At 49.6% G+C, this 23,432-nt stretch carries 21 protein-coding genes and 1 tRNA gene; 8 read left to right on the forward strand and 14 right to left on the reverse strand.

Going from position 1 to position 23,432, the window contains the following annotated elements:
* Nucleotides 1-272 precede the first annotated feature (272 nt).
* The gene (locus ACGHM3_RS13355) at nucleotides 273-584 is read left to right on the forward strand and encodes a hypothetical protein (RefSeq protein ID WP_345415672.1); all 312 of its coding nucleotides are present in this window, start codon (nucleotides 273-275) and stop codon (nucleotides 582-584) included.
* Between the two features lie 35 nt (nucleotides 585-619).
* Here the strand turns inward: ACGHM3_RS13355 and dnaQ are convergent, their stop codons facing one another.
* From dnaQ to ACGHM3_RS13370, 3 genes are read right to left on the reverse strand one after another with little or no spacing between them, the layout of a single operon-like run.
* Nucleotides 620-1,339 carry a DNA polymerase III subunit epsilon gene (dnaQ, locus tag ACGHM3_RS13360; RefSeq protein WP_345415670.1) on the reverse strand — a complete coding sequence of 240 codons (720 nt, stop codon included), beginning with the start codon at nucleotides 1,337-1,339 and terminating at the stop codon, nucleotides 620-622.
* Between the two features lie 47 nt (nucleotides 1,340-1,386).
* The gene (gene rnhA, locus ACGHM3_RS13365) at nucleotides 1,387-1,818 is read right to left on the reverse strand and encodes a ribonuclease HI (RefSeq protein WP_345415667.1); all 432 of its coding nucleotides are present in this window, start codon (nucleotides 1,816-1,818) and stop codon (nucleotides 1,387-1,389) included.
* 16 nt (nucleotides 1,819-1,834) lie between these two features.
* Nucleotides 1,835-2,698 carry a methyltransferase domain-containing protein gene (locus ACGHM3_RS13370; RefSeq protein ID WP_345415665.1) on the reverse strand — a complete coding sequence of 288 codons (864 nt, stop codon included), beginning with the start codon at nucleotides 2,696-2,698 and terminating at the stop codon, nucleotides 1,835-1,837.
* Nucleotides 2,699-2,857: 159 nt separating this feature from the next.
* Between ACGHM3_RS13370 and gloB the strand changes: the two genes are divergently transcribed.
* The 3 genes from gloB to ACGHM3_RS13385 all read left to right on the forward strand — a co-directional run bounded on the left by gloB (nucleotide 2,858) and on the right by ACGHM3_RS13385 (nucleotide 6,072).
* Nucleotides 2,858-3,670: a hydroxyacylglutathione hydrolase gene (gloB, locus tag ACGHM3_RS13375; protein ID WP_345415663.1), complete on the forward strand. Its 813-nt coding sequence runs from the start codon at nucleotides 2,858-2,860 to the stop codon at nucleotides 3,668-3,670.
* Nucleotides 3,671-3,977: 307 nt separating this feature from the next.
* Nucleotides 3,978-5,627 (forward strand): LysM peptidoglycan-binding domain-containing protein, encoded by a 1,650-nt coding sequence (locus tag ACGHM3_RS13380; protein ID WP_345415660.1) that lies wholly within the window; start codon nucleotides 3,978-3,980, stop codon nucleotides 5,625-5,627.
* Nucleotides 5,628-5,667: 40 nt separating this feature from the next.
* A complete protein-coding gene (locus ACGHM3_RS13385; RefSeq protein WP_345415657.1) occupies nucleotides 5,668-6,072 on the forward strand; it encodes a hypothetical protein in 405 nt (134 codons plus the stop codon).
* A 68-nt stretch (nucleotides 6,073-6,140) separates the two neighbouring features.
* On the opposite strand, the gene ACGHM3_RS13390 is transcribed toward ACGHM3_RS13385, so the two are convergent.
* The 8 genes from ACGHM3_RS13390 to ACGHM3_RS13425 all read right to left on the reverse strand — a co-directional run bounded on the left by ACGHM3_RS13390 (nucleotide 6,141) and on the right by ACGHM3_RS13425 (nucleotide 16,352).
* On the reverse strand, nucleotides 6,141-8,018 hold the full coding sequence (locus tag ACGHM3_RS13390; protein WP_345415654.1) for a SurA N-terminal domain-containing protein: 1,878 nt from the start codon (nucleotides 8,016-8,018) through the stop codon (nucleotides 6,141-6,143).
* Between the two features lie 397 nt (nucleotides 8,019-8,415).
* Complete coding sequence (hupB, locus tag ACGHM3_RS13395; protein ID WP_345415651.1) at nucleotides 8,416-8,691, reverse strand: nucleoid-associated protein HU-beta; 276 nt, start codon at nucleotides 8,689-8,691, stop codon at nucleotides 8,416-8,418.
* Between the two features lie 339 nt (nucleotides 8,692-9,030).
* Complete coding sequence (gene lon / locus ACGHM3_RS13400) at nucleotides 9,031-11,442, reverse strand: endopeptidase La (RefSeq protein ID WP_345415648.1); 2,412 nt, start codon at nucleotides 11,440-11,442, stop codon at nucleotides 9,031-9,033.
* A gap of 191 nt (nucleotides 11,443-11,633) precedes the next feature.
* Nucleotides 11,634-12,929: an ATP-dependent Clp protease ATP-binding subunit ClpX gene (gene clpX / locus ACGHM3_RS13405; protein WP_345415645.1), complete on the reverse strand. Its 1,296-nt coding sequence runs from the start codon at nucleotides 12,927-12,929 to the stop codon at nucleotides 11,634-11,636.
* 201 nt (nucleotides 12,930-13,130) lie between these two features.
* Entirely contained in the window at nucleotides 13,131-13,769 is a 639-nt protein-coding gene (gene clpP / locus ACGHM3_RS13410) for an ATP-dependent Clp endopeptidase proteolytic subunit ClpP (protein WP_345415641.1), read from the reverse strand.
* Nucleotides 13,770-14,084: 315 nt separating this feature from the next.
* Nucleotides 14,085-15,410: a trigger factor gene (tig, locus tag ACGHM3_RS13415; protein ID WP_345415638.1), complete on the reverse strand. Its 1,326-nt coding sequence runs from the start codon at nucleotides 15,408-15,410 to the stop codon at nucleotides 14,085-14,087.
* A 136-nt stretch (nucleotides 15,411-15,546) separates the two neighbouring features.
* Nucleotides 15,547-15,631: transfer RNA gene (locus ACGHM3_RS13420), tRNA-Leu, on the reverse strand.
* Nucleotides 15,632-15,755: 124 nt separating this feature from the next.
* The gene (locus ACGHM3_RS13425; protein WP_345415635.1) at nucleotides 15,756-16,352 is read right to left on the reverse strand and encodes a helix-turn-helix domain-containing protein; all 597 of its coding nucleotides are present in this window, start codon (nucleotides 16,350-16,352) and stop codon (nucleotides 15,756-15,758) included.
* Between the two features lie 127 nt (nucleotides 16,353-16,479).
* On the opposite strand from ACGHM3_RS13425, the gene ACGHM3_RS13430 reads away from it, so the two are divergent.
* On the forward strand, nucleotides 16,480-17,463 hold the full coding sequence (locus ACGHM3_RS13430; RefSeq protein ID WP_345415632.1) for a helix-turn-helix domain-containing protein: 984 nt from the start codon (nucleotides 16,480-16,482) through the stop codon (nucleotides 17,461-17,463).
* 72 nt (nucleotides 17,464-17,535) lie between these two features.
* On the opposite strand, the gene ACGHM3_RS13435 is transcribed toward ACGHM3_RS13430, so the two are convergent.
* Together ACGHM3_RS13435 and ACGHM3_RS13440 are read right to left on the reverse strand one after the other, a co-directional pair.
* The gene (locus tag ACGHM3_RS13435; RefSeq protein WP_345415630.1) at nucleotides 17,536-18,108 is read right to left on the reverse strand and encodes a class I SAM-dependent methyltransferase; all 573 of its coding nucleotides are present in this window, start codon (nucleotides 18,106-18,108) and stop codon (nucleotides 17,536-17,538) included.
* Nucleotides 18,109-18,279: 171 nt separating this feature from the next.
* Entirely contained in the window at nucleotides 18,280-18,753 is a 474-nt protein-coding gene (locus ACGHM3_RS13440) for a hypothetical protein (RefSeq protein WP_345415627.1), read from the reverse strand.
* A 243-nt stretch (nucleotides 18,754-18,996) separates the two neighbouring features.
* On the opposite strand from ACGHM3_RS13440, the gene ACGHM3_RS13445 reads away from it, so the two are divergent.
* From ACGHM3_RS13445 to ACGHM3_RS13455, 3 genes are all read left to right on the forward strand, one after another.
* A complete protein-coding gene (locus ACGHM3_RS13445; RefSeq protein WP_345415624.1) occupies nucleotides 18,997-19,797 on the forward strand; it encodes a hypothetical protein in 801 nt (266 codons plus the stop codon).
* A gap of 102 nt (nucleotides 19,798-19,899) precedes the next feature.
* On the forward strand, nucleotides 19,900-20,970 hold the full coding sequence (gene hemH, locus ACGHM3_RS13450; RefSeq protein WP_345415621.1) for a ferrochelatase: 1,071 nt from the start codon (nucleotides 19,900-19,902) through the stop codon (nucleotides 20,968-20,970).
* A complete protein-coding gene (locus tag ACGHM3_RS13455; protein WP_345415618.1) occupies nucleotides 20,967-21,347 on the forward strand; it encodes a CbiX/SirB N-terminal domain-containing protein in 381 nt (126 codons plus the stop codon). Before hemH ends, ACGHM3_RS13455 begins: the two co-directional genes overlap by 4 nt.
* A 95-nt stretch (nucleotides 21,348-21,442) precedes the next feature.
* On the opposite strand, the gene ACGHM3_RS13460 is transcribed toward ACGHM3_RS13455, so the two are convergent.
* A complete protein-coding gene (locus tag ACGHM3_RS13460; protein WP_345415613.1) occupies nucleotides 21,443-23,359 on the reverse strand; it encodes a beta-ketoacyl synthase N-terminal-like domain-containing protein in 1,917 nt (638 codons plus the stop codon).
* Nucleotides 23,360-23,432: the final 73 nt, after the last annotated feature.

The following is a 23,432-nucleotide window of genomic DNA, read 5'->3' on the forward strand; positions in this document are numbered from 1 at the left end:
AAGAAAACGAATTGAAGGCTAGCTGCGGCCCGTTGAGCGCAGACCAGCAAAAGGTGAAGGAGTTAACAAGGTGCGCATTGCGAAGAGCATCATACCGGGTAATCACTTTTTGTCGATCTAGACATGCTATGCTTAAACTGTTTATCGTAACCGCACCACGATAAGGCGCATACGCATATGAGATGTGACTTAACCAATGGGTTTAAGCATTAAACTGAAAAAACTACAGATTAAAAAACACCAGACCAAGCCCCTGGAAGAACTACCGCCAAATGAAAGCAAACATTGAAAAATTCCCTATATACGCGCTCATCTACGGCTGCCTAGGCGTTATGTCGCCCCTTGCTAATGCCGAAGCCGTGGCCATCCCTGTGGGCCAACAAAGCCTGAATTCCAGCATAGCCGTGCCCCGGGCGGGCATGTCGAAGGCTCGCGTAGAGCAGCAGTTCGGCGCCCCAACCCACCGAGCCGCATCGGTAGGGGATCCGCCGATCTCCAGCTGGGAATACAGCGGTTTTACCGTTTATTTTGAGTATGACCGCGTGATCCACGCGGTGGTCAGCCATTCAAAGTCCAGCCGCTAGTTAGGTTTCGCAACAGCTTACTGCGCCAAACTCCTTTAATGGGTTTGGCGCCAAAGCACCTCCCCACCCGATTGTTTAGCCACGGCGTCTAAAGCCTGTTCGTGGGCCGCCAACTCATCGGCGCTAGCCAAAATCACAGGAGTAGATTTGCGATCCGCGGCTAAACGTCGAATGGCAGATCCGCCAGAACTGTCGCTGTCAGAATTCTGGCTACCAGTGCCCAATCCAAGCGACGTCTGACCGCCCGTCATCAACAAATAAACGTCTGCTAGAATCTCGGAATCGAGCAATGCACCGTGTAACTCACGCGCGGAGTTATCTACAAAGTACCGCTTACACAAAGCATCCAAGTTATTTTTTTGGCCTGGATGTTTCTCGCGCGCCAGAGCAAGGGTATCCACTACCGTACATACATCTAAAATTGACCCGAAATTGGGGTTGAGCAAGCGAAATTCGTGATCAATGAAGCCGATATCAAAGGGCGCGTTGTGAATGACCAACTGAGCCCCTTTGACGAAAGCCAGAAATTCCTCGGCAACTTGGTTGAACCGAGGCTTATCGACCAAAAACTCGTTGGTGATGCCGTGCACATCAATGGCTTCTTGCTCGACTTCACGCTCTGGGTTGATGTATTGGTGATAATGCCGGCTGGTCAACTTTCGACCAACCATCTCTACGCAACCAATTTCAATGATTTTGTGGCCTTGTTTCGGGTCGATACCTGTGGTTTCGGTATCCAGTACTATCTGTCTCACAGACGCCTCAAAAAGAGTTAAAGTTTAGTCATTAAAACACCGACGCTCTACAGCTCGATAATCCCTTTATTAGCAAGCTGATCCGCTATCTCGTTCTCGCGGTGACCGGCGTGCCCCTTTACCCAATGCCATTGCACTTGGTGCTTACCGGTTGCGGCATCAAGCTGCTGCCATAGATCGGCGTTTTTCACAGGTGATTTACTGGCGGTTTTCCAACCGTTTTTTTTCCAGTTGTGTATCCATTGGGTAACACCCTGACGCACATACTGGGAATCGGTGGTTAAATCGACCTTGCAGGGCTCCTTCAACGCCAGTAAGCCGTTGATAGCCGCTAATAATTCCATTCGATTATTGGTGGTGTTGGCCTCTCCACCATAGAGCGACTTCTCTTTACCCTGGAAACGCAATAGTGCGCCCCACCCTCCTGGCCCTGGGTTGCCTTTGCAGGCACCATCAGTGAAGATCTCGACGTTTTTCAAACTTTTTCTTACCCGACTAGTGTTTAATTTTGCTTGCGGATTTCACGGCTACGCCCTCGGGCACCCTTGACGTCACCTTGCCCACACCGAAGCCAGACATAACGTTTACTGGCTGCCATTGAGGCTTCATGGGGATAGAGGACACCTGCTCTTTACGGGCGACGATCATATAGAAACTGCCCATGGGTTTTAAGAGTTTACCACCAAGTTTTTCCAACCAGCGCGTGTGGTTGACTAAAAAGCGGCTATTGAAGGGTAAACGAAAGTGACCGTGGTCAATGCGAACCGGCTCGCAATCCAGCACCCGCAACCAATCCACCACTCGGGACAGCCGCAGCGCGTTTTTACGCTGGTGGGATTTTCGGCTAACGTGGCGCGCAATTAGGGACGACGCCCCCATAGGGCTGGCAGGATTGAAACCCACCAAAACCAAGTAGCCGTGGGGAACCAGGGTGCGAACCACCTCGCGCAATACCCTGTGGGGGTGCTCAGCATAATCCAAAACATGATGTAAAATCGCCACATCGATGGAACGTTTCTCCAACGGCAGCTGTTCGAAGTCACTCAACCCGCGCACTTCACCGCCGCTACACGTTAGCGGGTGCAACCCAAAGCAGTGATTTACTTTACTGTTTCCGTAGAGCTTTGCTCGACGATCGACACTCAACTGCAATAAGTGATAACCGAACATGTAGCCCAAAGCCTCGTCCAGCTTCGATTGCTCTTCAAGCAACAGGCTCTCACCCAGCGGTGTATCACCCCAATTTTCGATATCGGGTACCGCATGCGCCCAGGGCAATACGCCGAACCTCTGGTGATACGCCTCACGCACAGGGCCTGGTAACAGGGCCGACTGGTCTAAAAATGGATTCTTGCTCATGGCAACCGCCCTTCGCTTTGATTCAATGCGTTTTATACATAGAGAACAGGCACAAGGCTTGCCACACCAAGGCTTGCAAATGTGCATCTAAACTGACAGCCTGGGCGGCAAATAGCTTCACCCTTGCTCTGTAAAATAAACCTAGGACCTGGTCGTATTATGACGCACCCACATTCCTCTGCCCACCCCGATCCCATAACCGTGGTCGCAATTCCTGCGTTTGCCGATAACTACATCTGGCTGATCGAAGACAGGCAATCACAACAACACTGGTTGGTTGATCCAGGCATCGCCAAGCCTGTGATTGATTACTTTCAAGCAAATGGCATAACGGCGCTGGCTGGCATTTTAGTGACGCATCACCACAATGATCATATTGGCGGTATAGATGACCTCAAGGCGCATTTTCCCGACACCCTGGTCTACGGCCTTAAGTCAGCCAGAGTGCCCCAGGTGACTCACACCGTTGAAGGTGGCCAGCAACTACATTTATCGAGCAATCTAATACTATCGGTGCTCTCGGTGCCTGGGCATACCATAGATCATATTGTGTACTTCCTGCCTGCCGAACAGCCAAGGCTATTCAGTGGCGATACGCTCTTTGCCGGCGGCTGTGGCCGGTTGTTTGAGGGCAGCCCGGCACAAATGAGAGCGTCATTAGATCAATTACGCCGACTTGCCGACCACACTTTGGTATACTGCGCCCACGAATACACGGCCAGTAACTTGCAGTTTGCTCTAGCCGTGGAGCCGGGTAACGCGTCTCTCAAACACCGCATCGACGATGTCACAGAACTTCGAGAAAAAGGCAAACCTACAGTTCCCTCTCAACTGACCACAGAGCGACAGACCAACCCATTTCTGCGCTGGGACGAGCCGAGCGTCATCGCCGCGGCCCAAGCACAGGGCGCAGAGGATAACTCCCCAGATACCGTATTCACTGCAATTAGAGCGTGGAAAGACAAGTTTTAGGCGCTAACTGTTTCAATGGGCTGGCGGCGGCCGCGAGGCTGATTGCTGGAGCTTGGAGCGTGCATCGCGCCCCTTAACACAGTTAATGTAAATTCTAGCTTCAAAAAAAGCTTGGTTAGTCAGCAATTTGCGCAAACTTTTACATCTAGTTGCTAACTAGGTCATATACGAGACCAAGCCAATTTGACTACAATTTGCGACCTAACTAACCTGCCTAGAAAGCGCCCAGTTCATGGCCATAGACAAGGCAGGCGAAGAACGACTTATACGCAAAAAGTAAAAAAGTAACACGTGGTAGCAGCTCTTTATGGTCTCGATCAACAAACTTTACCCATTGGCCGCCGCTGGCATGCTAATCGTGGCATGCCAAGCCCAAAATAGAACGAGCCCTACTAATACCGAGTCCCAAGCCGAGCAAACGACAGCTGCCCCGGTTGTAGAACGTAAAGTCAGCAAAGCCAACCCCATAAAAGACCGCAAGGTAAAAGTTTGTACCATCGAGCAATATGGCGACCCTGGGTTTGAGCTAACAGATCACGTGGATTTATGGGACCGACTGCGCGCGGGCTTTGCCATCCCAGATCAAAACCACAAACGTATAAACCGCTATATTGACTGGTATAAGAAACACCCTGGCTATTTGGATCGCGTAGCCAAGCGTGGCCAACCCTATCTACATCACATCATTGAACAACTAGAAGCCGCCGAGCTACCTCTAGAATTAGCACTTCTGCCCATCGTAGAAAGCGCTTTTGATCCATTCGCCTACTCCCACGGCAGAGCTTCGGGTATGTGGCAATTTGTGCCGGGAACAGCCAAGGCCTATGGCCTTAAACAAAACTGGTGGTATGACGGTCGACGCGATGTAGTCGCCTCAACCAACGCCGCGGTGGAGTACCTCAGCTATCTAAGAGATTATTTTGAAGGCGATTGGCTGGCTGCACTGGCAGCCTACAACTCAGGCCAAGGCACAGTAGGCCGAGCCATTCGCAAAAATAGAAAAGCTGGTAAAGCCGACGACTATTGGTCGCTCAAATTGCCAGACGAAACGGCAGCCTACGTGCCGCAATTATTGGCTTTGGCTAAACTCGTTGCCAATCCAGAACACTACGGCGTAGAGCTGAGCGCCATAGACAATAAGCCCTGGTTCCAAGCCGTACCCATAGGTTCACAAATAGATCTATCTCAGGCCGCAGAGTTAGCCGACATCAGCATAGATGAACTGTACAAACTGAACCCCGGATTTAATCGCTGGGCCACAGACCCCACTGGCCCACACGAGCTACTCATCCCGGTGGACAAATCAGTGACCTTTACCACCAACCTGTCACAATTAAGTAAAGAAAAACGCGTCGGCTGGCAACGCTATATCATAAAAAATGGTGATGCCTTATCCACCATTGCGGCCAAATTTAATACCGACGTAAGCACCATCAAAACCGTGAATGGGCTAAGCGGCAACAATATTAGGGCTGGCAAGGCACTTATGATTCCCGCTGCCATGGCCGATGACAGCAAGTACTCCTACAGTGCAGACCAGCGGCTCGCCAAGGTGCAAGCCCGAAAACCCAACATCAACAACCGCTATAAAATCCAATACCAAACCCAAGCAGGCGATTCGCTTTGGGTCATCGCTAAAAAACACGGTGTATCCGTGCGCAACTTGGCCAAATGGAATTCTATGGCCCCCAACGACCCTCTCAAGGTGAATAAAACCCTGGTAATTTGGGCCGACAACGGAAAGGACAGCGCAGACAACAGCGTAGCCACTAACAATCAGACTCTGCGTAAGATCTACTACAAAGTGCGTTCCGGCGACTCTTTGGACAGAATTGCTCGCAAGTTCAACATCTCGGTAAAGCAAATCCGAAATTGGAACACCAAGGCTCGCAAAAAATACCTCCAGCCTGGCGATTCTCTAACCTTATTTGTTGATGTTAGAAATATCAGTCACTAAGTTAATCAAAACTAGGCGCAACAAAGCGCCTCTGCTTTGAGTGTCTCCACGCCTGATGTTGTTACGGCTACAAAAGCTACTGGGTATAACCTCTAACACACCCACGCCAGCTATTATTATTACGGGCATAGCCATGCCTTCCTACACCCTTGCCAAGGAGCTGATGCAGAGAAAGATTGCCACTCCCTGCGCGTTTATAGACGATCAACCGTGGACCAACCGAACCCAAATACTAGGGGTAACCATTCATTACCCCAGCGATCTGGCCGCCCTTGTGAAGAGGCAGCATGTCGCTATCGTCGTACGCTTTGATCACGATATAACCATCGCAAATACTATTTGGCAAGAGGTTGAGAAGACCGGTGTTCAGCAAATAGAAATACCCAATACCGCCTCGCTAGGGTGGCAATTAAAGGCGATCATGGAAACCCTCAAGACTAACTAAACACCCAAAAAAAACCGGCTGGTGCCGGTTTTCGTAACGATAGTTGTATGGCTCTGGGAGGATTTCAATTAAATCTCGACTTCAGCCTGGTCAACCAAATAATCGCTTAAATTGGCTAGATCCGCATCGCCGTACATTCTTCCTAGCTGGGCCTTAATGGCTGAGCGCTCTTCTGAAGTAACGCTTTCAGTATCACCACTGTTCACGCCGGTGAGCTCAATCAACGCCATTTGCCCACTGGCCAATACCGCGGGGCTGTAGACGCTTGCACCCTCATCTGGCTTCGGCATGCTGAACAAGATACGTACGATGGCAGCATCAACATCTTGCTGCTGCCGCTTGGCTGCTTCTACACTCATCACTTCGGTGGACATTTCTTCTGCCACGCTGGCCAACGTGCCATCGCCCTGACGAACCCTATCGATAGCAGATTCAACCGATTCCGCCAACAACTCCCCACCTTTGTTAGCCTTAACCGTTTGCGTGATGGATTCTTTAACGTCGTCGAAAGGTTTTACTGCTTCTGGTTCGTGACTTACCACGCGAATAACAACCACGGTAGATTCATCCAACTCGATTGGATCGCTAGTAAAGCCAGAAGAGATTAATTCTTCAGAAAAAGCCGCCTCGATGACCTGTGGATTTGCTGCGACACCCACACCATTAAAGCGACTGAATGTTTCAGACTCCCAAAGCGGTAAATCCAATTGCTCAGCCGCGTCTAATAAGCTTTCTACGTTGTAGGTTAAATCTTTAAAGTCGTTGAGCTTTTCTAGGAAGAACTCGTTGGCCTCTGCCTGGCGTATTTTCTGAGCAATTTCCATACGCATCTCTTCAAGGCTTGGCATTGCGGATTCAGACACATCCACCAGTTTAATGATGTGTGCACCAAATTCCGACTCCACTGGCTCGGACACCTCACCAACGCTTAAATTTGCCAACGCCTGTTCGAACTCAGCAACGAAACTATCGCCAGTGGTCACTCCTACATCGCCACCGGAGTCTTTGGAACCGAAATCTTGAGAATACTCTTTGGCCAGAACGGCAAATTCTTCACCCGCTTCTAATCGCTGTTGAATATCGGCAAGTGTGTCGCTGTAATCGTCACTGGAGGGATCCAGCAGGATATGTGCTGCACGGCGCTGTGTAGCCGGCATAAAGCTTTTCGCTTCCTGCTCGTACTCTTCTTCAATGCGCTGGTCATCAACCTCAACGCTGGCAGCCAATGTGTCGGCGCTCAGCTCTAAAGCTTCAATTTTGACTTGCTCAGGCGTCATAAATTGATTCTGGTTAGCCTCATAGTAGCTCTGTAACTCAGACTCTTCGACCTCTACTTGCTCTTCAAAGGGAGACTTATCGACAACAATATAGTTAAAATCGCGAGTTTGCAGACTCAAATCGGCCAAGTAATTGGCTTCGTCTTCCGTCAGGAAGTTGGATTGGCTGATGCCACTGGCGAATTGATTCAGTACGATCTCGCTGGTGATCATCTCTTTGTAAGACGTATTGGTAAAGCCGGCATTGCGAATCAATGCCTGGTATCGATTGGCATCAAATTCACCATCGATCTGAAAATCCGGCGTTCCTAAAATAATTTGATCAATGCTGGAGCCGGCCACGGTCATACCTTTGCTCTGCGCTGTATTTAACATCGCGGCTCGTTGTATAAGAGACTGCAACACCGGCTCACGTAGGCGATCATCGCTAAGGAATTGAGGCGGGAAGTTTTCGCCAAACTGCTGCATCAGCTGGTTTTTACGCATCTGTATGGCCCGTAAGAGCTCGGCCTCGGTAATCTCTACGCCATTCACCTCAGCGGCGGGCTCTGCGTCGGCTTGTGTGTTAAACAGTGAATCTATTCCAAAAAGCGCAAATGGAATACAAATTAAGCCAACCAGAATAATGGCAACTGTACCTTTGATATTATCGCGAAATGATTGCAGCATGGCTGTTCCGTACTTTCGAATCTTGATCAGATGACTATTAATAAAAAAGGTGCACATTGTAGTGCACCTTTTTGAGGATGTGGAGTTTTACAGACGACCACCGGATATTAGGCCGATATGAAGGTATAAGCAGGTACGCCAAACAACTACCCTATCTGCGCGAAGTTTAATATCCATATTTAACTTCTTGAGGCCGTTCCGCTTTGATTTCCATAATAACCAACACCCAATACAGCTTAGCCTTGAATCTGCGTAAGTTTACGTCCTGCGACAACTCTTAAAACACTGCAACAAAGCCTGAGCTACACAAGCGATCGCTGTGCGGTCTGGTGTTTGCAAAGAGGGGATTAACTCTAAAAATTACACTGATGGTTGGCTAAGCCATTATGGCTTATGACTAGGAATTTACCGCGTCTTTTAGCGCTTTGCCTGCCTTGAAGCTTGGGATTTTAGCAGCAGCAATTTCAATTGGCTTGCCAGTCTGTGGGTTGCGACCAGTGCGCGCAGCTCGATCTTTTACTGCAAAGGTACCAAAACCAACCAGAACTACTTGATCGCCTTCTTTCAGAGCACCGGTAACGGTGTCTACCATTGCGTCTAAGGCACGGCCCGCAGCTGCCTTTGGTATATCTGCTGATGCTGCAATGGCATCGATAAGCTCTGATTTATTCACGCTTTACCCCTCGTTTATTGGATAATTAATTTCGTATATTTGGGCATTTGACCGCCTAGCAAATCCCCGCAAGGCCAGTAATTTCGGGGCCTGTCAGGGAAGACGATTTATACCAACAGTCACCTGTTGGGTCAAGGAAACCACTTGCCATTTAGACCAATTTGACGGACAAAATACAATTCAATGCAACCTTCGTCGTTAGTTTGGATAAACTTTGATGGGCTTTTTTTGATTGATCGATCGAACAAGTGAAAAAAGACCCAACGCTCAACTACCCAAACTGTACATTTCGCCCAGGGGCTAAGTTGCCCCCGTCTTATTTGTGCTTTTAAGCTTGGCTCAGTGTCTAGCCTGCTGGCCGCTCACGCCGGCTTCGGCACGCTCCAGTAAATCACGATATTCTTCGTCCGAAAATGGCTCCGGCATATGTGTTAGGGCCACCTCTAGCACTTGATCAATCCATTTTACTGGCTTTATGGTAAGCGCTTCTTTGATGTTTTCCGGAATCTCTTTAAGATCGCGCTCGTTGTCAGCCGGGATCAGCACAGTTTTAATACCACCCCGGTGTGCAGCCAACAGCTTTTCTTTGAGACCACCTATTCGCAACACTTCGCCGCGTAAGGTGATCTCACCGGTCATGGCCACATCAGCCCGCACCGGAATATCGGTTAACACACTCACCAGAGCCGTGCACATTCCAACACCGGCACTGGGACCATCCTTTGGCGTAGCCCCCTCTGGCACGTGAATGTGTAAATCGGTCTTTTCGGAATAATCAGGCGCGATACCAAGTACTTGCGCTCGTGACCGGACAACTGTCATAGCTGCCTGAATGGACTCCTGCATTACGTCGCCCAGCGAGCCGGTTTTTACCATACGGCCCTTACCTTTTAAAGCAGCGGCTTCGATGGTTAACAACTCACCACCAACTTGAGTCCAAGCCAAGCCTGTCACCTGGCCGATTTGGTTTTCTTGCTCTGCAATACCGTAATCAAAGCGACGAACGCCTAGGTATTTCTCCAAAACATCGCTATCGATTTCGGCCTTTGCGCTGTCTTTTTCTTTGACGTGTTGCGTAACTACTTTACGACAAACCTTGGCAATTTCACGATCCAGGCCACGCACCCCAGCCTCTCGGGTGTAATAACGTATAATATCCCTGATAGCGTCTTCCGAGAGGTCTATCTCTTTGGCTTTGAGGCCGTTACGCTCTACTTGTTTAGGCAATAAATACTTAGTGGAGATAGCCACTTTTTCGTCTTCGGTGTAGCCAGGTATACGAATAACCTCCATACGATCCAACAAAGGGCCGGGAATATTCATGGAGTTTGAAGTACAAATGAACATCACGTCTGAAAGATCGTAATCGACTTCCAGGTAGTGGTCGTTAAAGCTGTTATTTTGCTCAGGGTCCAAAACCTCCAGCAAGGCGGAGGCTGGATCGCCGCGATGGTCCATGCCCATCTTGTCGATTTCATCTAACAAAAACAGAGGATTTTTAACACCAACCTTGGACATTTTTTGAACCAACTTACCCGGTAAAGAACCGATGTAAGTACGGCGATGACCGCGAATTTCAGCTTCGTCGCGCACACCACCCAGGGCCATGCGGACGAACTTTCGGTTGGTTGCTCGGGCGATAGATTCACCAAGAGACGTCTTACCGACACCCGGAGGACCCACCAGACACAATACTGGGCCCTTTATTTTCTTAACCCGCTTTTGCACGGCTAAATATTCCAAGATGCGGGCTTTAACTTCTTCCAAGCCGTAGTGATCGCGCTCCAGAATTTCCTCTGCGCGCTGCAAATCGTTACGAACCTTGCTGCGTTTCTTCCAGGGAACGTTAACCATCCACTCAATATAAGAGCGAACCACCGAAGCCTCAGCGGACATCGGAGACATCATTTTGAGCTTACCCAACTCGGTGCGAGTTTTGCGCTCAGCTTCTTCTGGCATGCCGGCGTCGGCGATTTTTTGCTCGAGATCTTCCATCTCGTTGGGCTCTTCGCTTAAATCACCCAGCTCTTTTTGAATGGCTTTCATCTGCTCATTCAAATAGTACTCACGCTGACTCTTTTCCATCTGCTTTTTAACACGGCCACGGATACGTTTTTCAACCTGAAATAAGTCAATCTCCGCTTCTATCAAGCCTAGAATATGCTCTAGACGATCTCGCACGCTGACCATCTCCAGTATCTCTTGCTTTTGCACAAGATCCAGGGACATATGGGCCACAATGGTGTCCGCCAGCCTGCCCGGCTCATCAATGCCGGATAGTGAGGTCATCACTTCCGCAGGGACTTTTTTACTGAGGTTTACATACTGCTCAAATTGCGACATTGCTGTCTTAACCAGCACATCACTTTCGCGCGCGGGGATTTCTTCTTGGGCCAGTATTTCAACATCAGCTTTGTAGTAAGCGTCATCGCCGTCAACGGACAGCACTTTTGCGCGCTCACCACCTTCGACCAACACCTTTACGGTACCATCGGGTAATTTCAGAAGTTGCAGCACCGAAGACACAGTACCGATCTCAAATAGTCGGTCTGGTGTAGGATCATCATCAGATGCGTTCTTTTGCGCCAGCAACAACACCTGCTTATCTGACGCCATCGCCTGCTCTAACGCTTGGATCGACTTTTCTCGCCCCACGAATAACGGGATGACCATATGGGGGTAAATAACCACGTCACGGAGCGGCAACAGCGGTAAGCCATGGATGGCGGATTCGTTACTGTCAGATGCCATGCTATACATTGCCTCACATTGGTTTAGCGGGCCATTGCAGACGCGCTGGGATATTCATAGATGGAAAGTTGGGGTCTGTACGTAGAAATACAAGCCACTAGCACAGTTTGGGGACAAAATTCACTTATTATGGGGGTACCAAAGCCCTCTCTGTGGATCTAGAGAGGGCCGCGGGTAGCTGAAGAGACGGGTTATTCGTCGGAAATTGCTTTCTGAGCGTTGGAATTTTCGTAAACAAGAAGCGGTTCCGACTCACCATTGATGACACTCTCATCAATAACAACCTTAACGACATTATCGGCGGATGGTATCTCGTACATGGTGTCTAATAGTACGTTTTCCATGATAGACCGTAGGCCGCGTGCACCAGTTCTTCGCTCCATCGCTTTCTGCGCTACAGCATCCAGTGCCTCAGGGCGGAAGTCAATCTCTACCCCTTCCATACTAAACAACTTAGTGTACTGCTTAGTGAGGGCGTTCTTAGGCTCGGTAAGAATTTGAACCAAGGCTTCTTTATTTAGCTCTTCCAAGGTTGCAATAACAGGTAAGCGACCAACGAACTCTGGAATCAAACCGTACTTAACCAGGTCTTCCGCTTCGAGCTCTTTCAACGCTTCGCCAAAGTTCTTCTTGTCATCCTTGCTTTTAACGTCAGCGCCAAAGCCGATACCGCCCTTCTCAGAGCGATCTAGGATGATACGATCTAAGCCAGCAAATGCACCACCGCAAATGAACAAAATGTTAGAAGTGTCGACTTGCAGGAATTCTTGTTGAGGATGCTTGCGTCCTCCCTGTGGTGGAACCGAAGCAACGGTACCCTCAATCAACTTCAACAGCGCTTGCTGCACACCCTCCCCGGACACATCACGAGTTATAGAAGGATTGTCGGATTTGCGCGAGATCTTATCGATTTCGTCAATATAAACGATACCTTGCTGCGCCTTGTCGACATCGTAATCACACTTCTGCAACAGCTTTTGTATGATATTTTCAACGTCTTCACCAACGTAGCCGGCTTCTGTCAGGGTCGTAGCATCAGCGATGGTAAACGGTACGTTTAGCAGCCGCGCCAATGTCTCGGCGAGTAAGGTCTTACCGCTACCGGTTGGCCCTACTAGCAAAATATTACTCTTACCGAGCTCGACTTCGTCTTTACCCTTTTTGCCATCGCTGCCAATGCGCAGTCGCTTGTAATGGTTGTAAACCGCTACAGACAGTACTTTTTTAGCACGCTTTTGACCAATAACGTATTGGTCCAAGGTCTTGGCGATTTCTTCAGGCGTTGGCAGGCGTTCGTTGCCGCCTTCGGCACTGCTCTCTTGAATTTCTTCGCGAATAATGTCGTTACACAGATCGACACACTCGTCACAGATAAAGACGGATGGGCCTGCAATCAACTTGCGCACTTCATGCTGGCTTTTACCACAAAACGAACAATACAAAAGCTTGCCGTTCTGATCCCCTTTATCGTTGCCTTGATCAGACATTAAGTCACTCCATTTTTCTGCTGTGCTTTACTAAGATGCTAGCTTTGCACCCATTTTGCAAGTATAGCTGCCCAAATTAGTGGCACAAATCAGAGTTCAATTGTGAATAGCCGGTCTATTCATCACAAGTGACGCCGGCTTCTACCTGACGACCGTCACCCCTTACTACGGCGACTGGTCGAAGTGTACTGATAGTCGGCGCTATTCCCCGCTGCGGGAGGTCAACACCTTATCGATTAGGCCGTATTCCATAGATTGCTGAGCGGTCATGAAATTGTCACGTTCGGTGTCCAGAGCGATTTGCTCGACGCTTTGGCCGGTGTGCTGCGCCATTACCTCGTTTAGACGAGCCCGAATCTTAAGGATTTCTTGAGCTTGAATATGGATATCCGATGCCTGACCCTGGGCACCACCACTTGGCTGGTGGATCATGGTCCGCGCGTTCGGCAAACAGTAGCGTTTTCCTTTGGCTCCCGCGGTCAGCAAAAACGCACCCATACTGGCGGCTTGGCCGATACACATAGTGCTCACATCGGGTTTGATGAACTGCATGGTGTCATAGATGGACAAACCCGCAGTCACTGAACCGCCAGGGCTGTTGATATAGAGGTGAATATCTTTATCGGGGTTTTCAGCTTCCAGGAATAACAGCTGAGCGACAACAAGGTTGGCCATGTGATCTTCAACCTGCCCAACCAAAAAGATAATGCGCTCTTTTAGCAGACGGGAATAGATGTCAAAGGAGCGCTCTCCCCTTGCGGTTTGCTCAATAACCATTGGAACAAGTCCGGAGTTAACCACAGAACCAGGACCAAAATCATCAAACATAGAATTAGACATAGATTACTCAACTTAACTTCAAGTGCATTCAAAAGACAGTTACGTGTTAGCAGAAAAATGGTTCACTCGCACCAACTGGTACATTGGTGACATTTTTTCGGCTAAGACCCAGCTATTAGCTTAAATGATGCCAACTGTCGCCTATGGCAAAACAAATATAAGCCACTCAGCAATTGAGCTTAACGTGAGTTCGGGTGATACGCCAGTACTGACGCGACGGCAGGAAAAAAAAACGCCGCTTTCGCGACGTTTTTGATAGTTTTAATACAATATGGTTACATTTCGAGCAACACTGTACTAACTCTGTTAGGGGGTTTACTGCTCGCCCTGGTTGCCTTGGGCAGCCTTGATAACATCTTCGTAGTTGGACTGTGTTTCAGTAACATTGGCATCCGCTAGAATGGCCTCTACCACCTGATCTTCCAACACGGCAGACTCTACACCAGCCAGCAACTGCTGATTGCTGTAGTAATAAGTAACAACTTCTTCTGGCTCTTGGTAGGTAGAAGCAATTTCTTCAACCATGGCGCGAACCTTATCGCCGTCCACTTTGATCTCTTTTTGCTTGACGATCTCGCCCACGATCAATCCCAGGGACACACGGCGCTTAGCTTGCTCCTCAAACATTTCGTCTGGCAAAATGCCTTTAAGATCTAACTGCTGGGCCTGGGCACCGAATTGCTGGGCCATTTGACCGCGCAGAGCATCGATCTCACCTGCCACTAAAGCACTGGGCAGCTCGACTTCATTAGCGTCGATCAACTTGTCCATGACTTGCGTCTTGGCCTGAGTCTTCACTGCATTTTTGAGCTCGCGCTCCATGTTTTTCTGAACTTCGTCGCGGAATTCATCTTCAGTCTCGGTATCGATACCGAACTTCTTGTAAAGCTCCGCGTTTAGCTCTGGCAACTCCTGCTCGGAAACAGAGTTAACAGTCACCTCAAACTCCACTGCAGCGCCTTTAAGGTCTTCTGAGTGGTAATCTTCTGGGAAGGTCAGCGCTAAAGTCTTGGAATCGCCTGCTTTTAAGCCTTCGACGCCAGCTTCGAAGCCGTCAATCATACGGCCGGAGCCCAGCACCAAATCTTGCTTCTCAGCACTGCCACCTTCGAAGACCTCACCGTCTTTAGTGCCTTTATAATCGATGTTGACCTTGTCACCATCGGCAGCGGCACGCTCAACTTCTACCCACTCGGCTTGCTGCTTACGCAGGATATCGATCATCTTATCGACATCTTCAGTGCCCACATCAGCTATTAGCTTTTCAATGTCGAAACCAGCCGTCTCTTTCAGCTCAACCTCTGGATACACTTCAAAGGTAGCCACATATTCGAAGTCTTGGCCTTCTTTGCTCTCTAGAGGCTCAATGGCTGGCTGACCGGCGGGACGCACTTCTTTCTCGGAGACAGCGTCCTGGAAGGTACGATTGATCATGTCACCCATAACTTCTTGGCGAACACCAGCACCATAGCGCTGCTTGACCACTTTAAGAGGAACCTTGCCTTTACGGAAACCGTTGATGCGGATAGTTTTAGCAGCTTCCTGCAGACGTTTATTTACTTCGCTATCGAAGTCAGCCGCGGGAATGCCTACTGTCATACGGCGCTCAAGGCCGGAGGTGGTTTCTATAGAGACCTGCATGTTGATCCTCTAATCATCTGTTGACGTCGCCATGCCCTAACCAACGGGGTCTAGCCAGAGATTCGAGGGCACGATGACAAGAATGGGAAAGTCCGCCAGAACCCCCTATTGGGGCGGCGTACAAGTGCTTCATTAATGGTGCGGACGGAGAGACTCGAACTCTCACACCTTGCGGCACCAGAACCTAAATCTGGCGTGTCTACCAATTTCACCACGTCCGCTAACCGAACAGATAGCCTATAAGCATTTGATTTGGCTAATTATTTTTGCAAATCAATTTGGCCTATCTGAAAAGCGGGGCAGATTGTGCCACAGTAATCTGCCCCGTACAACACAAAAGATAAATTAATCACTAAACTTTGTCTCAAAGCCAGTCTGGACGCCATCACTGGCCACGCCGCCGGTTTCCATAACCACCGAGATCGCGATACAACCCATTGTCCCGCTGTTGCGAATCCTGTGTGGCTGCATGGCGTCGATATAATAGCCGTCGCCCTGGCGTAGGCTCAGTGTCTGGGCTCCTACGGTAACCTCCAGCTCGCCATCAAAGATAATTCCGGCGCACTCGCCAGCCTTATTCATTAACGCATCCCCCGTATCTGCCTCCGGCGGATAAAATTCCCAGGTTACCGACATCGAACGGTTAGTTTTATCGGCCGCCAGTAATTTCGCGGTGATGCTTCCCTCTCCGACATTCGGCATCTGATTACTGCGATAGAAGGCATTGGCTGCGGCACTTAAATCTAAGCTAAAAAAATCACCCAACCCCATGGGAATTCCATCGAGTACTTTTTTAAGGGATGCCACGCTCGGTGATATACGGCCCTGTTCCATTTGCGAGATGGCGCTGTTGGTTACACCCGCCCTGCGCGCCAACTCCCGCTGGGACCAACCATTGATTTTGCGTATCAATTGCAACCGCTGCCCTACGTCCAACGACACGAGCACCTCACCTTATTAGACTGCCATTTGAATCAAGACTTTAAACTATGCTAGTGGCTATGCAAATATAAGCCTACTTTCAATCACTCGATGTTGATGCGATAAGCCCATTCGCTGACGAAAAACAATGCAAAAAATAACCTTTGTTCTTTACCCAGAGATGCTGGCTTCCAGCATCACCCTACCCATTGAAATGCTGAAAGCCGGTGAAAGTTTCGCTAGAGTCAAAAGTAGGCAGGCTGAAACACTGGAAATCACTACTACCGCCCAATCCCAGCGGGCAATAAAATCTCACGCGGGCTTGCCCATTGTGGCAGACAACACCTTCGCCGACAGTCACAGTGCAGATATCGTGTTTCTACCCGCGCTTTGGCGCAACCCGACTCGAGCACTGAATAACCTGCCTGAAATATACCCATGGTTAATGAAACAATATCAAAATGGGGCAATTATCAGCGCCGTTGGTACTGGCGTTTGTTTTCTTGCTGAAGCAGGCTTGCTTGACGAAAAGGCCGCCACTACCCATTGGCATTTTTTCGATGAATTTCACAAGCGCTACCCCAAAGTTATATTGAAGCGACAGTATTTCATTACTCAATCCGCCAATCTATATTGCTCTGCAAGCATCAATGCGCTAGCGGATCTAACAGTGCACTTTATTCAACGGATCTATAACACGGACATTGCAAGCCACGTGGAACGCCACTTTTCCCATGAAATTAGACGCTCCTACGAAGCCATAGGGTACTTCGACGGCCAAATGAACAAACACCCTGACGAAGACATCGTACAAGCTCAAATGTGGCTGCAGGATAATTACAACAAGGAAGTTCGCTTCAGCGAAGTAGCCGATAGATTTGATATGAGCGTGAGATCCTTTAATCGACGATTTAAGTCCGCCACCAACAAATCGCCCCTTCAATACTTGCAAGAGATTCGGATTCAAACCGCTAAGGATCTACTGAAAACAAGCAATTTAACCATCAGCGAGATCGCTTTTAAAGTGGGTTATTCCGACATGGGCCACTTCACCATGCTGTTTAAAAAGCTGCTGGCCACCACACCAAGCGAATATCGCACCACGGTGAGAGCGAAATTATTCAAAGCTTAATTGCTTAAGCACGAATAGGCGCTCCAGCTGTTTGCCAGAGCAAGCAAAAAAATCTTTGGCAAATACGGGAGCTTACTCTATTGAGGCCAGAGGCTTGCGCATAATAACCACATCATCGGACCACACCGTGAGGCGGCCATTGAGGTGGGCCGCGAGCCACATAAACGTCACCAAATGGAAGAACACCACATGGGTGGGGTCGTTTTTATAATGCCAGTTTGCGAATCGCTCTTGGCTTATCCACCGTTTGGTCATAATGGCCAAATATCCACCCGGCCGAACACACTGCCATAACTGAATAAGAGTATCCTTCGGCTGCTGGAGGTGCTCAACCACTTCGGATGCGGTGACGAAGTCGTAACTCGCTTCCAACACCGATTTGTCATCAGCATAAAATTTATCGTACAGGGCCATGCTGTGACCTGCGGAAGAAAACATGTCGGCCAGCGCAGGCGCCGGCCCACATCCGAAATCCAGACCACTGGCAGAGTCTGGCAACAATTTTTGCACCGGGTTAAAAATTCTCGATAGAAATCGGCGGTAGCCGGCGTCAGAAAGGTCGTTTTCGTGCAGGTCGTACTCCACTCTCTCCTGTGAAGAGCTCAACCAATAGTCACTGGGCACACAGACGAGCTGGCAATTCACGCAACGCTCGTATGCTCGCTTTTCGTCGGTCAGAAAATGTTGCGGATTGGCCTGCTGGCAAAGTGGACACTGAACCGGTATCACCGGCTGGGAAGCATTTGAGGATTCTTTAGAGGGTACCATAGGGGTGAAACTGGGTTGCCATTTGGCAACCCGCTGTATAACGACTGTTCAAATGGGCGAAGTCACCCATTGCAACAAGTCTTTTTTGAAGACGGTAAGTTTCGGCCGAGCCGGTTTGCTGTTGTTAAACAACATTACGTATTCAGCTTCTCCGGTGGCGTTGTCTAAATCGTAATCCTTGCCATTAATTTCGACAAGTTGTTTCCCACCCGCCAAGGTCACGTAGGCCACGTAAAGCTCAGAACCTTTGTGTTCAAAATCGGTGGTATCTATGCCGTCACCGCGCACGGCTAGGCGACGAAGCAAGGGTTTGCGAGAGCTTCTAGACATCGCCTTGGACAGGCGAGCCATTTTCTTTTCCAGCTTAAGCTCTTTGATTAACGTAGCCTCTGCGGCACTTGGTGCGCTGGCTACAGCGCCAGCGCTTTCTGGATTGGTTGGCTCCTGCGCCGCATGCGCAACATTGATAGAGGCCATCGACAAGGAAAACGCCAATATTAAGGCCTGACCGCGTAACTGCATTATTTCTCTCCGTGCTGTTAAATTAACCACAAATATCAATGGGTTATATAGTTATCACCACACTCTCAGGTATATAATTCGGTGGCATGCTAAGAAATAATGCACTAATCATCAGTGTTGTTCAATAAATTATCCAGACAACATTAAATATTCTGTTGCCATTTGCTTAGGGGCTTTTTGCCACCGTAAGATGACAACTGCTTCGTCGACTAATGGCTTAAAATGTTTGTCCTCACACCACCTATGAAAAGAATTTTGCTCTCCGCCACGCTTTATACCGTCTTTTACGCGGCCACGGTCAGTGCGCTCAGCCCAGAATTTGAGGCTGACCGACTGATGCTATTAGCCCAGGAGCAAATCAAAGACGATCAGATATCCCAAGCTGAGATCACGCTACAGCAGATACAGGACCTTAAAGTGACGCCGCCGAGCGAATACTACTTCCTTAAGGGTCAGGTGTTGTCGTTCAGCGAGCGAACCCAAGAGGCGATAGACTCGCTTGTGATCTACATAGAAAGCAGCGGCAAGGATGCAGAATATTACACCAGCTCACTGCGGCTTATTTCACAGCTAAAAGATAAACAGGACTCCAGCAAATTAACCATAGAGCCGAATAGCGATCCTAATATTGAGTGGACTGGTACCAAACGCTCCAACAGCTACGTGGATCAGCTACGGTTTTTGTATGGCGCCAAGTCCGACCAATCGGCTCTGTTGCAGCATATCAATAATATGCTGAACACCTACCAAGCAGGCTCTGACACGCCCGGCTACGCTCTGGCCACGCAAGCGCCTGCGACCCTAATTACCCGCACCAAAGGTACAGACGGTATCTCTGAGGTGCGTTCCACAGACAAAATAACCCTGTACGGTGTTAACCCGTACATAGAATTTTCCTGTACTCGGCAACCGCAACAATGCCAACTGATGCATCCAGCCACGGACCAACCCTGGCTGACCATCGCCGGAGATCAACAAGCGGCCCGAGAAATCAGTAAGGCGATCGCTGAGCTCATTAAACTGCTGCAAACAGGGCGACAGTAAAGTGTTTTTGTGTATTGATCTAAACGCAAACAAGCCCCGTAAAGAGTACCTTAAGGTATGCAACTACACGCCACATAGTCCTTTCACCGCAAAGCAAAACCCATGAAATACAAAAACACGCCGGACTTTAATCACGCCAGCCAAGAAAAGATTGGCGTATTGATTACTAACCTAGGCACGCCAGACGAGCCCACTAAACCCGCCCTTAAACGCTATCTAAAAGAGTTTCTTTCAGACCCAAGGGTGGTTGAGTTCCCACGAGCGCTGTGGTGGATGGTACTTAACGGCGTTATTTTGCAAATCAGACCTAAGCGGTCTGCGCAAGCTTACAAAACCGTGTGGACTGAACAAGGCTCGCCACTACTTACCATTACCCTGGCGCAGCTTGCGGCATTGCAAAAAGAGTTTGGCCCGGATGTATCGGTGTACGCGGCCATGCGCTACGGCAATCCAAGTCTTTCGAGTGTGGTGGAGAAAATGCTAGCCGACGGCGTTCGTAAGCTTTTAGTGGTGCCGCTGTACCCGCAATATTGTGCCGCCACCACCGCCTCAACCTTCGATGCATTGGCACAGGATTTCACCCAGCGTCGATGGCTACCAGAGCTGCGCTTTATCAGCCATTACCACGATTACTCGCCCTACATTACCGCCTGCGCAGGCGCCATTAAAGAGCATTGGCGGCAACACGGACGCGCCGAGCGTTTGGTGTTGTCTTTCCACGGTATACCCAAACGATACTTGCTCAAAGGTGACCCTTATTTTTGCGAATGCCATAAAACCAGCCGGCTGATTGCACAAGCCTTGGGCTTATCCGAGGGAGAATACAAGATGACGTTCCAGTCGAGGTTTGGCCGCGAGGAATGGTTAAAGCCCTATACCGACGAAACTCTAAAACAACTTGCCGCCGATGGCACTAAATCGGTTCAGGTGTTCTGCCCGGGTTTTGCCGCAGACTGCCTGGAAACCATTGAGGAAATCGACGTCGAAAACCGGCAGTATTTTATCGAAGCCGGCGGCGAAAAGTTTGAATACATACCTGCCCTCAACGACGCGCCTCATCACATAAGCGCCCTCGCCCAGTTGATCAGAGATAACCTTGGCGGTTGGAGCTGCGATAATAGTGAACGAACCCTGCAGGCCTCTTTAGCCGGCAAACTGGGGGCAGAATCATGACGCAACGATCATTGGTCATCGTCGCCCACGGCAGCAGAGCTGAAGCCGCAAATGCTGAATTTCTTCAGCTAGTAGACAAGCTAAAAACACAATTGACTGGCAGTTATGCCGGGGTGTTCGGGGCTTTTCTTGAGCTAGCCGAGCCTTCGATTCCCCACGCTATTTTAGAGGCCGCGGCAGAAGGTAAAAACGGTGTGGATGTTTATCCTATGTTTTTTAACTGCGGTAAGCACGTACAACGAGACATACCAGGTATCGTCGAGGCTGTGATGGGCGAGAATCCAGCGCTGGATATTTGCCTTATGGATTACTTTGGCTCGGGCTCTCACTTGGCCAGCGCCATGGCCCAACATATCGTGGCGCAAGCTGAGGAATAATAAAACCCGCAAGGCTGCGGTGGTTACGGCATATCTCCTGGGCCAATTGCCACTGCAAAAGGCCCAGCAGATTGGTTTTAGATATTACGCAGAAGTTAGCACATGTCCTCGTAAGGGTTGCTCAGCTGCAGATTTACAACCTGTTCAAAACCGGGTAATTTCAGCGCCTTGTCGGTTATTTCAATAGCGTCTTCGTCGATCATGCCTTCGCCGAATTGATAAATCACCTGCAGGTCTCCCAGGCTGGCCTTTTCGTCGTAGGCAGCCGCCTGCTGGCGCACTATCTCACGCTGGCTACGATATTTTTCTATAGCCGCTGCGCCATAACGCTTCTCCAGCATCTGCTCGGTTTTTTGCGGCGAGATTAGTACTGCCGAGCCATTGGCACCACCAAACCCTTTGGAATTAATAAACGCAATATCCAAATCGCCTTCAAACGATGTATCGGTCAAAGACAACTGCAAGCGCTCGTCGTAAATGTCGTCCGCCAAGCGGTCTGAAGTTTTGATGCCGGGTAGGATTTTTTCCTTAAACATCCCCAAGGCGCAGGTCACTTGATCTCCACTGGCTGGTGCCAAAGAGTGGCCAAGGAACGCCTTTAATGCGATTACCGGCCATTGCTCGATACCAAAGGCCTTGGCAACCCGATCGAAGATCTCGCTTTCGCTGGTGCGATTTTTTGGTGTACTTGAGCCGTGGGCGAGCAAAATACTGTTGTGCTTAACGGCATCATCACCAAACATTGCCCGAGCACTGGCTACAGCCTTGGCCAAGGTAATGTAGTTGCCCGCACCAGGCGCTGAAATGGACTTTTTATAGCCATCCGCATTGAGGAAAACATCGCCTACCGAGGCATGAATGTCGGCGCCCATCTCCAGCGCCAAAGCGTCATCCATCAGCACAATATATTGGCTGGATTCCGCTATGGTAAAACCACAGTTTTCAGAGAACGGGCGGCTAGAGCGACGATGATCGACCTCGTCCACGCCATACATTTTTTTCTGATTATCCTCAGTCGCAAGCGCTCCCATGGTGCTGTAACCATCGATGATTTCGCTGGTAATAGGCGCTTCACAGCCACCTACGATTACCACACGCTTACGGCCACTGCGGATTTCTTCTACGGCGGTGTCTAAGTTATACAAGAAACTGGCGCAGGCACCGGTTATAGACCCAGAGCCACCAACGCTGCCAATCATGTAGGCGTTGATAAAATCCGTGGTCATCGAATTTAAACCAAGAATTAAGTTCTTGGTGCTAACGCGGCCTCCAGTAAGGCGCGATTGCAACAGACCACCGGCGCCATATTCGTCCATTTGCGCCATGATATTACTGGAATAAACGCCAATCTCATCCGGCGCCACTTGAGCGGCCACTGCGCTCCACTCGATTCCCATAGAGCGGATGGCATCCGACGCGCCCACAACCGCCATCTGCAAAGCACGGGGATGGAAACGAGAATTGTAATGGGCACCAGGGTTAAAACCCTTGGGCAACTGGCCGGCGGATTTCACAGGGAAATCACGGTAACTCGGCAGCTTAACCCCTTGTAGTGACTGCGCGGTTACACTGACGCGATTAGTGCCTTGTATTTCGGTTACCTGCCAGTCTTCTGGCAATGGCTCAGGTAGATCACGACTGCGCATTTCAAAGGCAATGACACCCCCTTCGCCAGCCTCAACATTGGCGCTTTTCTGCCAATACAATTGGTCGACATCGAAATAAGTTTCAGCGTCGATTTTGCGAATCAGAGAATTTTCCTCAACGTACTGTTGCAGTCGCTCGGCCACTTGGCTTTGCGCTAGGTTTGTGTCGCCACCGACGGAAAAGCTGCCGTCCTCGCTGGTTTGTGCCAGGCCCATCAGTATCGCCAAATTGGCCACGGTAGAGGATTGGGCATCAGAATCCAGGCTGTCCAAGATGATTCGTCGGTAGGCGTGATGAAATGATACCCGACCCGCGGCGTTGTAGCCGCCAAAGCCGACGATGACAGGGAGTTTTGACTTAGACATGGATAAAAAACCAGAGCAAACGAACGTTATAAAAATTCTATTGCCTGGCCGTCAAGCTAGATACAGATATTAT

Origin of the sequence: Halioxenophilus aromaticivorans, from assembly GCF_042850945.1 — a bacterium.
GTDB lineage: Bacteria > Pseudomonadota > Gammaproteobacteria > Pseudomonadales > Cellvibrionaceae > Halioxenophilus > Halioxenophilus aromaticivorans.